Below are 12419 nucleotides of genomic sequence, written 5' to 3'. Positions count from 1 at the left end.
ATGAGTGCGTTGATGATGTTTGCGTCGAGCGGGGTAAGAGACGTGGAACGCGCGCGGCCAGCCGTGCGCCACCTCCAAGGCTGGTGCTCAGCATCTTCCCTCCCTGGGTGACCGCACAATGCAGGGTGTCGAAGTCGCCTTCTGTATGGAACTAGTGAAGTGCGCCATCGTGACGACGACGAATAACCCTGAGGCGGACGCGACTAGCTGACCGGTAGTCTCCTCGCGCAATTCTGTCCGGACTTCGAGTTTCCGGCCGGTCTTGGACACCAGCTCCGCGCTGACCTCGTAGGGGACCCCCAGCAACACCGGCGCGTAGAACTCGGTATCGAACCTGCGGGTGACGGCCATCTCACCGACGACGTACAGCAACATGCCCACCATGTCGTCGAGTACGGTCATGACTGCGCCGCCATGTGCGATACCGGGTGCGCCGCGATGTCTGCCGTCGAAGATATGCCTGGCACCCACCCCGTCGCCATGCCGACGCGCTCGCAGGCGATGACCGTGCGGATTGTCTGTGCCGCAACCAAGGCACCACGGGTGGTGCGCATCAAGGTAGTCGCCGTCGGCGGCGACAGCACGATCCTGAAAGCTATGCCACCATGCGATGGCCGAATCTTCTTCCGCTTGCTCTTCGATGACGAAACCCTCCTAAATAGACCCTCGTAGCGCGTGGTTCACCACACGACTGAAGAATTGCGCCGGCGTCGACTGGGCTGATCGCCGGTAGATATGTATGTAGGACTCGTTAGCCCGCCGAGATCATCGCTGCGACACACCTTCCGATTAGGACACTGTCGGCTATCTGGTCCTGCCCGTAATCCCTTGGACTGCAGTGTATTCATAGCCGGCCAGATCGCGTCACAATGAACTGGCACACAGTCCGCAGCGCCTCACAACTCCTGGGAGAAGGCGTCACGCTGGGCTCCAGCACCAGCCATGAGCGGGCCGTACCGGTGATGCAACTCTGTAACGATGTCGGTGAAGGGGAGATCGTGGTACCAACCGCGGTCGTTGAGGTACTCCATGTGTTGGCTTCCCCCACCGTCGTAGGCATGGAGGAGCGCATCGGTGTGGCCGTCGAAGTCGATCGGAGGTACACCGAATCGCGCGCAGAGCTCGGCATTGAACGCCGGAGTAGCCTTCACCCAGCGGTTGTTGAGTTGTAATTCGCTATATCCGTGGTAGACGAACACGTCGGTACCTCCCATCCGGGCACGCAATGTGGTGGTCTGCAGATGGTTGCGCACGTCCGCGAATCCGAGCCGGGCCGGAATGCCCGCCGCACGAGCTGCCGCGGTCAGCAGCACCGCCTTCGGTATGCAATACGCCCTCGACGCTGTCGCTACATAGCTCGCCCGATAATGCTCGGGATCGTCGTCGGTGCTATAGGGATCGTACCAAATCCTGTCCCGCACAGCGGTGAAGATCAACCTCGCCTTCTGCACAGGGTCACGAACGTCACCGACCGCGTCCTCGGTGAAGCGCTGTACATCGTCGTGCTGCCAATCGAGGAACCCAGTTGTCTCCAGGAAACTCGATTCGTTTGAAGTGTCGCTCACAGATAGCCTTTCAGATAAGCCTCGAGGCCGGTATCGACAGTGCCAACGGATCGACTGGCCGTTTCGAGGGCTTCGACGAGGCGTGTTTCGGAGTCCGGGATCGTCGCGGCGATTTTGGCCGCAGCGAGACTACGACTCCGTAGCGATGTGCCGGCATCGGTGGCTGCGGCCGCAAGCTCAGACCACGCTTGGGAAGCGTGTCGGGCCGCGGCCGCCGCTTCGGCTGCGGCGGCGTCCCCGAGGAGATCGGCGATATTCTGGCAACCTTGTGCTTGCAGCATACGAAAGAGCCCGCCACCGGTTCCGGCTTTCTCGATGAACGCCCCGAGCCCGAACAATGCCGCGGTCAGGGCGTCGTCATCAAACACCGTTGGCCAATGCCGTACGTCATCGGCGAACTCCTGCACACCCTTCAAACCGGAAGCCTCGACTTCAGCTGCCTCGATGCGCAGTAGCGGCGCACCTACGGCACCGCCGCGCATGAAAGCTGCGCTCGCGGCTAATGCAGTGGCGGCAATCGGCCCAAGGTCGGGCACTCGCTCCGGCCAGTCGACGTGATATGTGGTGTGCCGGGTCGGTGTAGGGAACCCTACCGAGGACCGCGCCCGGCGCAGGTCATCATAAGCCACCGTTTGGGTGGTCTCGCGGTCATTATCGACCACATAGGCAACCCCTTGTTCGTCATCATATCCGGTGATGACGATGTCGTGACGGCTCATGTGCAATCGGACGCGCAGGTAAGGAAGTTCGCCGATGTCAGCCCAGACCATGACGGGTCGGCCCTTGTCGACTTCGTCGGTAACAAATGACCATCCCACGTCTGCGTCATCGGTCGATCGCACGACGCAGTTTGCACCAACTCGGGAGAGGTAGTCTTTTTCCAGGTCGCTTCCTCGTCCTACCAGGTAGATCTGGGGAAACAATTGCGTAGAGCGGACGTACGAGAAGTCCAAGGCTCCGCCGAGGGTGAAGACCAATCCTTCACTGAGTGTTTCTGTCCCCCATCCTAGTTGTGCCCATTCAGTAAGGTCACGCAGCGCACCGGAACCACAGTGCCCTCCTCTCCTATGGAGATAGGGAATTTCAATCCTCGCCATCGCCGCTTCCTCTCTTATCCAATAGCACTGTTAACACTCATCGAAAGCTACATACCATCAAGGCGTCCCGGCTGGCGGTAGGTGCCAGAACTGTTCGACCGCAGCCAATCTCACCCGCGCAGCTCGAGCGCCTATGACTATGGGAAACATTGCTTTCGATCGCTATCCCGCATCGAAGCGTCAACGGTGAGAGCCCCTGACCCGCAGCATCGCCATCGTTGTACTGAGCTCGCTTGGTGCCGTTTTGCGCTTCCCTGCTTTGGGTGCTCTGTCAGAATCGGATGAGTCCTCGGATGTTGCGGCCTGACCGCATGTCGTCGTAGCCCTCGTTGATCTGATCGAGGGTGTACTCACGGGTGATCAGCTCGTCGAGTTTGAGGTGTCCGGAGTTGTAGAGTTCGACGAGCCGCGGGATGTCGTGGGCGGCGTTGGACGAGCCGTAGAGGGCGCCGCGGATCTGCTTTTCATACAGCGTTAATTCCAGCAGTGAACCCGACATCGATGTGTCTTCGGGGTGCCCGATCGCGGTAACGACCACACGACCGCGTTTACCGACCAAGGACAGCGCCTCACCGATGTAGGACCCTTCGGCGACATCGGTGGTCAACACGCAGACATCGGCGAGTTTGCCGCGGGTGATGTCACTGATCAGTGACCAGGCCTCGTCGACCGTGCCAACGGCATGCGTCGCACCGAAACCACCGGCTTGTTCACGCTTGAACGCCACCGGATCGACAGCCACGATGTTCAACGCGCCCGCGATGCGGGCACCCTGAATCGCATTCATACCGATGCCACCGGCTCCGATCACCACCACGGTGTCCCCGGCACGCACCTCACCGGTGCGCACCGCCGACCCGTACCCGGTCGTCACACCACACCCGATCAACGCCGCCTTGTCCAGCGGTGTCCCCTGGTCGATTTTGACCAGAGACGCCTTGGGGACCACGGTGTATTCCGAGAACGTGCCCAGCAGGCACATCTGGCCGACGTCCTCACCGCGGGCATGGAAACGGTACGTCCCGTCGATCTGGGGTCCCATCATGAGCGCCGCACCCAAGTCGCACATGTTGCCCATCCCCCGCGCGCAATAGGAACAGTGCCCACACGACGGCAGGAACGTCAGGATCACCGAATCGCCCTCGGCGACGTTCTCGACACCCGCACCCACTTCGACCACGGTGCCGGCACCCTCGTGGCCACCGACGACGGGCAGCGGAATGGGCAGGTCACCGGTCACGAGGTGCTCATCTGAATGGCACAACCCGGTCGCGGTCAACCGGACCAGCACCTCATCGGGGCCGGGCGGATCCAACTCGACCTCCTCGACCTCCCACTTCTCTCCCAGGCCCCAGAGCACTGCAGCGCGTGTCTTCATATGTGTCTCCTTAACATCGATGTTTCGGTCGCAGTGGATTGATGATTCACGCCAGTGTCTCGACGGTGAGATCACCGTCGGCGTACTGGCGGCGCAGCTTCTTCTTGTCGAACTTGCCGGTCGAGGTCAGCGGAATGTCGGTGACGAACGCCCACCGTTCCGGTAGCCACCACTTGGCCACCCGCGGACGGAGGAACTCGGTCAATTCCGCGGCGGTGGCGGTGCGGTCGGCAGCCAGGACGACCACCGCCAGCGGTCGTTCCTGCCACTTGTCATCGGGAACCCCGATCACGGTGGCGGTGCGCACCGCAGGGTGAGCGGCCAAATCGTTCTCCAGCTCCACCGAGGAGATCCATTCGCCCCCGGACTTGATGACGTCCTTGGAACGGTCGGTCAGCGTGATGAACGCATCCGGGCTGATCGTCCCGACGTCTCCGGTGCGCAACCACCCGTCCGGCGACACCGCCGAAGTGTCATGCTCGTAATACGACCCGGTGATCCACGGGCCGCGGATCTGAATCTCCCCCACCGACTTTCCGTCCCAGGGCTGCTCGGCGCCGGCGTCGTCGACGATGCGGGCTTGCACACCGGCCACCACTCGGCCCTGGGTTCCGCGCAGGTAAAGGGACCTCTCCGGGGTGTCGCTGTTCCGCGGCAATGCGACCGCGGCCAGCGGGGACGTCTCGGTCATCCCCCAGGCCTGCACAATGCGGACGCCCAGCTCGTCATAGGCGGTCATCAACGACCGCGGAACCGCCGAACCACCGCAGGCCACCATCTTCAGCGAACTCACGTCGTGGCCGGGATTGTCGCGAAGATAGTGCAGAACGTCGGTCCAGATCGTCGGCACAGCGCCCGCCATCGTCGGGCGCGCGGCCTCGATCATCTCCACCAAGGGCGCCGCCTGCAGGAAACGGTCGGGCAGCAGAAGCTGCGCGCCCGCCATCATCGCCGCGTACGGGAGCCCCCACGCGTTGGCGTGGAACATCGGAACGATCGCCAACACCGTGTCGTCAGGACCGATGCCCAAGGCATTCGTGGTGCACGCCGCCTGAGAGTGCAACCACGTCGAACGATGACTGTAGACAACGCCCTTCGGGTGCCCGGTGGTACCGCTGGTGTAGCACATCGCGGCGGCCGACTGCTCGTCGACGTCGGGCCAGTCGAACGTGCTCGGCTGGTCGGCCACCACGTCGTCGTACCGAAGGACGTCCTTGCCGCACCCCTGGACCGCGGCGAGGTCACCCGTGCCGGTCACCAGCACCGTGCGGACCGAGGTCATCGACGGCAACGCCGTCGCCAACAGGCCCAGCACCGTACCGTCGACGATGATCACCCGATCATCGGCGTGATTGGCGATCCACGTCAGCTGGTCCGGCGGCAGCCGCAGGTTCAACGTGTGCAGCACCGCGCCCATCGACGGCACCGCCGCGTAGGCATCCAGATGCTCCTGGTTGCTCCACTGCAGCGTCGCGACACGCTCGTCTCCACGAATGCCGATCTCGCGCAACGCATTCGCCAGCCGTGCCGCGCGCTCCCCCACCTCGCGGTAGGACACCCGAGAGATCTGTCCGGGCCCTCGCGCCGTCAGCACATCGCGATCGCCGTGGATCGTCGAGGCGTGGCGCACGATCCCGGCCACCGTCAACGGAACATCCTGCATGGTGCTCTTCATCGCACGCCCGTCCTGCAGCCCGCGGTGAAGCGTCGTTCACGCATCGATGAGGTCCTGCCGATTCTCGTTCTGCAACAGCAACCGGTACTCCGGGAACAGGTTCTTGGCCTGCGGGATCATTTTGATCAGCTTCGCCGCCGGGCCCTTTGCGCGCACCGTTCCCCTGGCCATCGCCATCGTCAGGTTCACCTTGCCCAACCAGAACTTGTTCCCGGTGTCTGCCGACATGAACAGCTCGACATTGGGCACCGCGGTGCTGTCCGCACCCGTCTCCACCACCTTGTTCGCCATGTCCACTGTCACCACTGCGTCCGGATCGGTGTAGTGCACCCGCAACACCACACCCGAACTCACGAGCTTATCGGCCAGCCCTTCCTTCTCCAGGCCCCGCCGAAAGATTCCAGCCAGAAAGGTATAGACCTCGTCCTCATCCTTGAAAACCGCCATCGTCAACCTCCACCAATCTCGTTGTCAGCATTAAAATATCGCGAGCATCGACTCCATCACGATGCCCTCACTGGATAGTAAACCGTCACACCGCTTCGCAAACCCCACTCGGTCCTCATGCCGGACGCCGCCCAGAACGCGGGCGTACGACCGGGGTCCGCACGAGGCGGGGCGGCCGCGCAGCGGCGGGGTCTTCGCCTCAGGCCGAGCCGGCGAGCACCAGTTCGGCCCGGTCGACGGGGACCTGCTGCGTGATGACCCGCTTGCTGAACATGAAGTCGCGGGGGCGGTTGACGCAGTCGGCGGCGATGAGCTCGCCGGCGCGCAGGTAGAAGCAGGTGAAGTCGCGGTCCCGGGTCGGGTCGCCGCTGAGGACGACCTCGTCGTAGCCGGTGTTAAGACCGGCGATCTGGAGCTTGAGGTCGTATTGATCTGACCAGAACCAGGGCAGCGCCGCTATCGTCTTGGACTTCCCGCAGATGGTCGCCGCGGCGACTTTGGCCTGCTCGGCCGCGCTGGGCACGGACTCCAGGCGTATGCGGCGCCCGTAACGGGCCATGTCGTGGCTGACGCAGTCCCCGGCGGCCACGATCGCGGGGTCGCTGGTCCGGGCCTGGTCGTCGATCACGACGCCGTTGTCGACGACCAAGCCCGCGGCGGCGGCGAGCTCAGTGTTCGGCTCGACGCCGATGCCGACGATGACGAGGTCGGCGGGAATCGATTCACCACCGGCCAGGACTACTTCGCGGACCCTGCCGTCGCCGGACAGAGCCTCGACCAGCGCACCCGTCCGGATGTTGACGCCCTCCTCCCGGTGGATCCGGTCGAAGAACGCCGATACCTCCGGGGCGGTGACCCGTTCGAGGACACGCTCGGTCGCCTCGAGCACGGTGACCTCCAGGCCCAACGCACGCAACGAGGCGGCCGTCTCCAGTCCGATGTAGCCGCCGCCGACGATCACGGCTCGACGCCCCGGTCTGGTGGCGTCTCGGATCTTCTCGACGTCCGCCGCGGTGCGTAGGTAGAAGACTCCGGCCAGGTCGGCTCCCGGGGTGGGGAGCCGACGAGGGCGGGCGCCCGTGCACAGCGCGAGCCTGTCGTAGGGCAGCGACTCGCCGGTGCTCAGCGAGAGGTGGCCCGCCGCACGGTCGACCGCCTCCACCGTCGCATCCAGGAGTTGGATTCGCTGCTTGGTGTAGAACTCGGCGCTGCGGATCGCGAGCTCCTCGAGGGTGCACTTGCCGGCCAGGTATGCCTTCGACAGCGGAGGGCGTTGGTAGGGCAGCGCCGACTCGTCGCCGACGAGGACGATCTCACCGGTCCACCCTTCCTGGCGCAGACTGGCCGAGAGTTGGGCCCCGGCATGGCTGGCCCCGACGATGAGCGCCCGCTCCAATGTCATGCGTCGGATTTCGGGGTGAGGCGGACCATCAGCTTGCTGATACCCCTCACGAAGTTGGACTGCACGTACTCGGGTTCGCCGACGACCTCGATGTTCTCGAAGCGAGGAAGCAGCTCCTCCCAGAGAATCCGCAGCTGCAGCTCGGCCAGCCGGTTGCCCATGCAACGGTGGACACCGAAGCCGAAGGAGATGTGGTTGCGGGCGTTGGCCCGGTCGATGATGAAGTCGTCGGGCTGATCGAATACGCGCTCGTCGCGGTTGCCCGAGGCGTACCACATCACCACCTTGTCGCCCTTGCGAATGAACTGCCCGTTGAGCATGGTGTCGGCCGTGGCGATCCGGCGCATATAGGCCAGCGGCGTCTGCCACCGAATGATCTCCGAGTTCATGTTGGGGATCAGGTCGGGGTTGGCCTTCAGCTTCTCGAACTGGTCCGGGTACCGGTTCAACGCGAGAACACCGCCGCTCATCGAGTTCCGGGTGGTGTCGTTGCCTCCGACGATCAGCAGCACGAGGTTGCCCAAGAACTCCATCGGTCGTTTGATCAGATCCTTGGTGCTCTCGTTGCTCTGCAACATGGTGATCAGATCGAAGCCGGGTTCCTCCCCGGCAGCGGTCCGGGCCGCCTTGTCGTGCCAGTGCTCGCTGAGACCCCGCGCCATATCGCGCATGCCTGCGAACGTCTCGTCAAGGTCCGAGGGACCGCCATTGGCCTGCTCCATCGAGGTTGCCAGATCTGACCACTCGACGAGCTTGCGACGCTGCTCGTACGGGAAGTCCAGGAGGGTCGCAAGCATCCGAGCGGTCAGCTCGATCGAGACATTCTGCACCCAGTCGAACGGCTGATCCAGGGGCAGATCGTCCAGCACCTCCTGGACGCGCGAGCGGATCAGCCCCTCCATCTCACGCAGGTTCTTGGGCGCGACCACCCCTTGGACGGCGGCCCGCTGCCTGTCGTGGCGTGGCGGATCCATCGCGATGAACATCGCGACATCCAGGAAACGAGGGGGGGACCCGATGACGATGAACGGCTCGGAGGAGAAGACCTCATGGTTCTTCTCGACGGTCACGATGTCGGCATGCCGCGTGACCGACCAGAACGGACCGAACGGACTGTTGGGCTGGTAGTGGACCGGAGCTTCGTTGCGCAGGCGCTCGTAGTACGACTGCCAGAGCCCCTGACGATAGAGGAAAGGGTTGCTGAGGTCGATGTCGGCGAGTTCGACGTCCTCGACCGGCGGGAGGGGGCTCTCGACGAAGATCTTCTTGCCGTTCGTTCCGGTCACCAAACGCCGGGTCTTGTCATACAGGTGTGCACCTTGAATCTGCAGGTCGATCGGGATGGTCGCCTGAACTTTCTCGGTGATTGCTTCAGAAACCTTCATTACGTCTTATTCCTTTTCGCTCGTCATTACATCTGGAACTCGGGCAGTTGGACGATCAAGCCGTCCCACTCCTCGGAGACCGGCATCTGACAGGACAGCCGGGAGGTCGGGTGACGCTCCGGGTTCATCGCGAGCATCTCTTCTTCAGCGGGGCCGGAGAGGCCGACCTTGTCGGTCCATTGCGGATCGACGATCACATGGCAGGTGCCGCACGCGGCTTCGCCTCCGCAGTCGCCGTCGATGCCGGGTACCGCATTGTTGGTCGCGACCTGCATCAGTGACTGGCCTTCATCGAGAGGCACCTGGTGCTTGTCGCCGTCGTGGGAGACAAAAGTGACAACGGCCATTACCGACTCCTCTTAAGTTGCCCTGAATGTGAATACTTGTTAACAGGATTGTCCAATCCGAGCGCTTCCGCTATGTTTGCGCGGATCAGGAACTTGTGGATTGGGCTCAGGGGGCACGATCGGTGAAGTTCAGCAACGCCGGTGTGCCTCCGGTCGCGTTCGTGCAAATGCTGGAGAGCCAGGCACTCGACCCGGACGCCGTCGCGCGGCTTCGCACCATCATGGCGCGCGAGGGAACCGACGAGGCGACGCTGATGCAGCACGATGTCCAGGCGCCACTGCGGTGGTTTCGCGATCTGTACCCCGATCTAGACGTCGACCGGGCAACCCTGCTCGGCTTCTCGTTTGCAGGACAGGCACAGTTGACATCTTTCGGCCCGTTGAGCGTCCCGCTGGTCAGCGCAGGCTCGGTAGCCGAGATCGTCGAGCTGCTCACCTATCTACCGTTGATCACCACGGCGATCAATGCACAATTCCGTCCAAACGACCAAGGTCTCACCGTCGGGCTCTGGGGGCACACAGGCGATCGGGCCCTGGACTGCTTAGCAGTCACATATACCGGCTTGGCGTTGTTACGACTGCTGGACATGCTCGTCAGTGACGCGCTGACCGTCACGCTCCACTTGAGTTGGTCAGCGCCGGTCTCCCTGAACAAACTCGCGGCAGAGATGGTACTAGCCGGGCGCCTGTTCTTTGACGCACCGATGTCCTACCTTCATGTTCCCGTCAACGCGCTCAATGAAGTGTGCCGGTTCTCCGATCCCCTTGCGTATCGACTCGCCGTCGCCGAGCTGAGGCGGACCCTCGACGAGCAGAGCGGAGCCACGTCCTTCTCCAAGAAGGTGAGACGGTTGTTGGACGAGGATCCCGGACAGCGAAGTTGCCAGCGGGTCGCAGACGAACTCTCGGTATCCACCAGCACACTCAAACGCCGGCTCGCCGAAGAGGGCACCACCTTTCGCGAGTTGCGCCAGTCGTGTCTGCGGGAGAGCGCGATGATGCTGTTAATCACCCGATCAATGTCGGCAAGCCAGATCGCGACCGAGCTCGGATACGGCGATCTTGCTAACTTCTCACACGCCTTCAAGCGATGGACCGGCCGCTCTCCGAGCGAGTACCGACGCTCACAACGCTGAGGATGTCCCCGCACGCCCGGAGATAGCCGGTCATGGGTAGCTTCTTCTTCTGAAAAGATGTAACCGGTGCTTAAGAATCAGCCACGACGTCACCGAACGGCCGTGGAGGCCGCTGACCGAAGTCGAGTGAGTCATCAGTAGCAGGCCAAACCGTGCCCGACACGGCGACTGAACGGCAGAGCCGGGCGCTGGTGTGAATAGTCATTCGCTATTGTCGATACATGCCAGCGAAGACAGTCCGCACCGAACTCACCTCGGGCGCCATCGAAGGATTCACGCGGGACGGCGTCAATCGCTGGCGTTCCATTCCCTACGCCAAGCCACCAGTCGGCGCGCTGCGGTTCAAGGCTCCCCAGCCGGTCGAAGCGTGGGACGGCGTCCGACCCTGCCACCGATTCCGCTACTGCGCTCCACAGCCCCGCCGATACACCATCGTCGGTCCGGGCAAGTTCCAGCCCATGAGCGAGGACTGCCTCACCCTCAATGTCGTTGCACCCGACGGCGGCTCGGACCGACCTCTGCCCGTGATGTTCTTCATTCACGGCGGGGCGTACTTCCTGGGCAGTTCCGCGACACCGATCTATGATGGCGCGTCGCTTGCCCGCAGCGGTTGCGTGTACGTATCGACAAACTACCGCCTCGGCGCGCTAGGGGCTGTCGACCTGTCGTCGCTGTCCACCGCAGACATCCATATTGACGACAACCTCTACTTGCGTGACCTCGTGTCGGCGCTCAGGTGGGTACGCGAGAACATCGCGGCATTCGGCGGCGATCCCGATAACGTGACGATCTTCGGAGAGAGCGCGGGCGCGCACGCCGTTACCACTTTGCTGGCCGTGCCAGCGGCTAAAGGGCTTTTCGCACAGGCTATCTCACAAAGTCCGGCCGGCGCGCTATCCCGCTCCCAGGAGCTGGCCGCGGAGTTCGCCGCCAAGTTCGCATCCATTCTCTGCGCCGACGAGCGGGAGCCCGCCCGCCTCCTGTTGGCGGCGCGTCCGGCTCAACTGGTGAATGCATTCGATCGCTTGCTCACCACGAGTGCATCGGACCTTGCTGGCGGTTACCCGGTGGGATGCACATTCGGAACCGACTATCTACCGTCCGAGCCCATTCAAGCGATGCGCGACGGCAAGGCGTACCGTGTGCCGCTGATCGTCGGTACGAACGCCGACGAGGGCCGGTTGTTCACTCGCTTCCTCAAACTCCTCCCGACGAACGAAGCCAAGATCGAAGCGTTACTAGCGGGAGCGGAACCCACCTGTCGCGAGCGAATTACTGCTGCCTATCCCGAATATCCGGCCCCCGATGCCTGTATCCGACTGGGGGCCGACTTCACATTCGGATCGACACTGTGGCAGCTCGCGGATTCCCACAGTCGGCACGCCCCCACATATCTGTACCGCTATGACTTCGCCCCGCGAACTCTGCAATGGGCCGGGCTGGGTGCCACCCATGCGACGGAGCTTCTTGCGGTGTTCGACGCCTACCGCACGCCGCTCGGTCGGCTACTCAGCGCCGGAGCCGATCGCCGCTCGGCCCTACGCGTGAGCGACGACATGCAAGGGCGCTGGGATGCTTTCGCACGCACCGGAGTTCCAGGAGACGGCTGGCCGCGCTACACCAGCGACGCCCGTCCGGTCCTCGTCTTCGATCGCGCTTCGCGAGTGGACAACGACCCCCACGCCGACCGCCGGAAAGCATGGGAAGGTTTTCAAGTCCTCGGACGCTGACGAGCGGTTCCCCGCGGCGACGCATGCGTTCACAGCATTTGGCACCGATTGTTTCTGGGAGCCAAGGGTGAAACGGTGGCAAGGAGCACCTCCGGCGTGCCAATCCCAAAAGGCCGAAGAGGGCCACATTCTTGCCGAGGACTTGACGTACGAATGCAACCCCGTGTTGCGGCCTTGGGATCCGATCTCGTCAATCGCTCGAACCGAATGCGGCCGACGAGGTGGCGAACCCAACATTTACGGAGCTGGCCACGCCG

General features: G+C 63.2%; 12 protein-coding genes. 3 read left to right on the top strand and 9 right to left on the bottom strand.

The annotated features are described in order from the left end of the window. Positions 1-87: 87 nt before the first annotated feature. Positions 88-402 carry a PaaI family thioesterase gene (locus G6N23_RS00905; protein ID WP_043985053.1) on the bottom strand — a complete coding sequence of 105 codons (315 nt, stop codon included), beginning with the start codon at positions 400-402 and terminating at the stop codon, positions 88-90. Between the two features lie 36 nt (positions 403-438). On the opposite strand from G6N23_RS00905, the gene G6N23_RS00900 reads away from it, so the two are divergent. Then, entirely contained in the window at positions 439-672 is a 234-nt protein-coding gene (locus tag G6N23_RS00900) for a hypothetical protein (protein ID WP_162291742.1), read from the top strand. 224 nt (positions 673-896) lie between these two features. Here the strand turns inward: G6N23_RS00900 and G6N23_RS00895 are convergent, their stop codons facing one another. From G6N23_RS00895 to G6N23_RS00860, 8 genes are all read right to left on the bottom strand, one after another. Next, complete coding sequence (locus G6N23_RS00895; RefSeq protein WP_043985051.1) at positions 897-1565, bottom strand: transglutaminase-like domain-containing protein; 669 nt, start codon at positions 1563-1565, stop codon at positions 897-899. Beyond that, entirely contained in the window at positions 1562-2662 is a 1101-nt protein-coding gene (locus G6N23_RS00890; protein WP_043985049.1) for a BtrH N-terminal domain-containing protein, read from the bottom strand. Before G6N23_RS00890 ends, G6N23_RS00895 begins: the two co-directional genes overlap by 4 nt. Before the next feature lie 271 nt (positions 2663-2933). Continuing rightward, positions 2934-4040 carry an NDMA-dependent alcohol dehydrogenase gene (locus G6N23_RS00885; protein ID WP_043985048.1) on the bottom strand — a complete coding sequence of 369 codons (1107 nt, stop codon included), beginning with the start codon at positions 4038-4040 and terminating at the stop codon, positions 2934-2936. A 46-nt stretch (positions 4041-4086) separates the two neighbouring features. Further along, positions 4087-5715, bottom strand: coding sequence for a fatty acid--CoA ligase (locus tag G6N23_RS00880; protein WP_043985047.1), 1629 nt, complete (start codon positions 5713-5715; stop codon positions 4087-4089). A 36-nt stretch (positions 5716-5751) separates the two neighbouring features. Further along, entirely contained in the window at positions 5752-6162 is a 411-nt protein-coding gene (locus tag G6N23_RS00875; RefSeq protein ID WP_043985046.1) for an SCP2 sterol-binding domain-containing protein, read from the bottom strand. Positions 6163-6361: 199 nt separating this feature from the next. After that, positions 6362-7564, bottom strand: a complete 1203-nt coding sequence (locus G6N23_RS00870; protein ID WP_043985045.1) for an NAD(P)/FAD-dependent oxidoreductase — start codon at positions 7562-7564, stop codon at positions 6362-6364. After that, positions 7561-8949 carry a cytochrome P450 gene (locus tag G6N23_RS00865; RefSeq protein WP_062655120.1) on the bottom strand — a complete coding sequence of 463 codons (1389 nt, stop codon included), beginning with the start codon at positions 8947-8949 and terminating at the stop codon, positions 7561-7563. Before G6N23_RS00865 ends, G6N23_RS00870 begins: the two co-directional genes overlap by 4 nt. Before the next feature lie 26 nt (positions 8950-8975). After that, positions 8976-9296 (bottom strand): 2Fe-2S iron-sulfur cluster-binding protein, encoded by a 321-nt coding sequence (locus G6N23_RS00860; RefSeq protein WP_043985043.1) that lies wholly within the window; start codon positions 9294-9296, stop codon positions 8976-8978. 122 nt (positions 9297-9418) lie between these two features. Between G6N23_RS00860 and G6N23_RS00855 the strand changes: the two genes are divergently transcribed. Further along, positions 9419-10432, top strand: a complete 1014-nt coding sequence (locus tag G6N23_RS00855) for a helix-turn-helix domain-containing protein (RefSeq protein ID WP_165605269.1) — start codon at positions 9419-9421, stop codon at positions 10430-10432. A gap of 221 nt (positions 10433-10653) precedes the next feature. Then, positions 10654-12162, top strand: a complete 1509-nt coding sequence (locus tag G6N23_RS00850) for a carboxylesterase/lipase family protein (RefSeq protein WP_043985041.1) — start codon at positions 10654-10656, stop codon at positions 12160-12162. The last annotated feature ends 257 nt before the right edge of the window (positions 12163-12419 follow it).

Origin of the sequence: Mycolicibacter terrae, from assembly GCF_010727125.1 — a bacterium.
Classification (GTDB): Bacteria; Actinomycetota; Actinomycetes; order Mycobacteriales; family Mycobacteriaceae; genus Mycobacterium; species Mycobacterium terrae.
The sequence above is the reverse complement of the archived record's forward strand: the minus strand, read 5'-3'. Positions and strand labels throughout refer to the sequence as shown.

Excerpts from the sequence above, each read along its gene's own strand:
- G6N23_RS00900 (WP_162291742.1), top strand. The coding sequence starts at position 439 with ATGTCTGCCGTCGAAGATATGCCTGGCACCCACCCCGTCGCCATGCCG.
- G6N23_RS00905 (WP_043985053.1), bottom strand. The coding sequence starts at position 402 with ATGACCGTACTCGACGACATGGTGGGCATGTTGCTGTACGTCGTCGGT.
- G6N23_RS00850 (WP_043985041.1), top strand. The coding sequence starts at position 10,654 with ATGCCAGCGAAGACAGTCCGCACCGAACTCACCTCGGGCGCCATCGAA.
- G6N23_RS00870 (WP_043985045.1), bottom strand. The coding sequence starts at position 7,564 with ATGACATTGGAGCGGGCGCTCATCGTCGGGGCCAGCCATGCCGGGGCC.
- G6N23_RS00860 (WP_043985043.1), bottom strand. The coding sequence starts at position 9,296 with ATGGCCGTTGTCACTTTTGTCTCCCACGACGGCGACAAGCACCAGGTG.
- G6N23_RS00880 (WP_043985047.1), bottom strand. The coding sequence starts at position 5,715 with ATGAAGAGCACCATGCAGGATGTTCCGTTGACGGTGGCCGGGATCGTG.
- G6N23_RS00885 (WP_043985048.1), bottom strand. The coding sequence starts at position 4,040 with ATGAAGACACGCGCTGCAGTGCTCTGGGGCCTGGGAGAGAAGTGGGAG.
- G6N23_RS00890 (WP_043985049.1), bottom strand. The coding sequence starts at position 2,662 with ATGGCGAGGATTGAAATTCCCTATCTCCATAGGAGAGGAGGGCACTGT.
- G6N23_RS00865 (WP_062655120.1), bottom strand. The coding sequence starts at position 8,949 with ATGAAGGTTTCTGAAGCAATCACCGAGAAAGTTCAGGCGACCATCCCG.
- G6N23_RS00875 (WP_043985046.1), bottom strand. The coding sequence starts at position 6,162 with ATGGCGGTTTTCAAGGATGAGGACGAGGTCTATACCTTTCTGGCTGGA.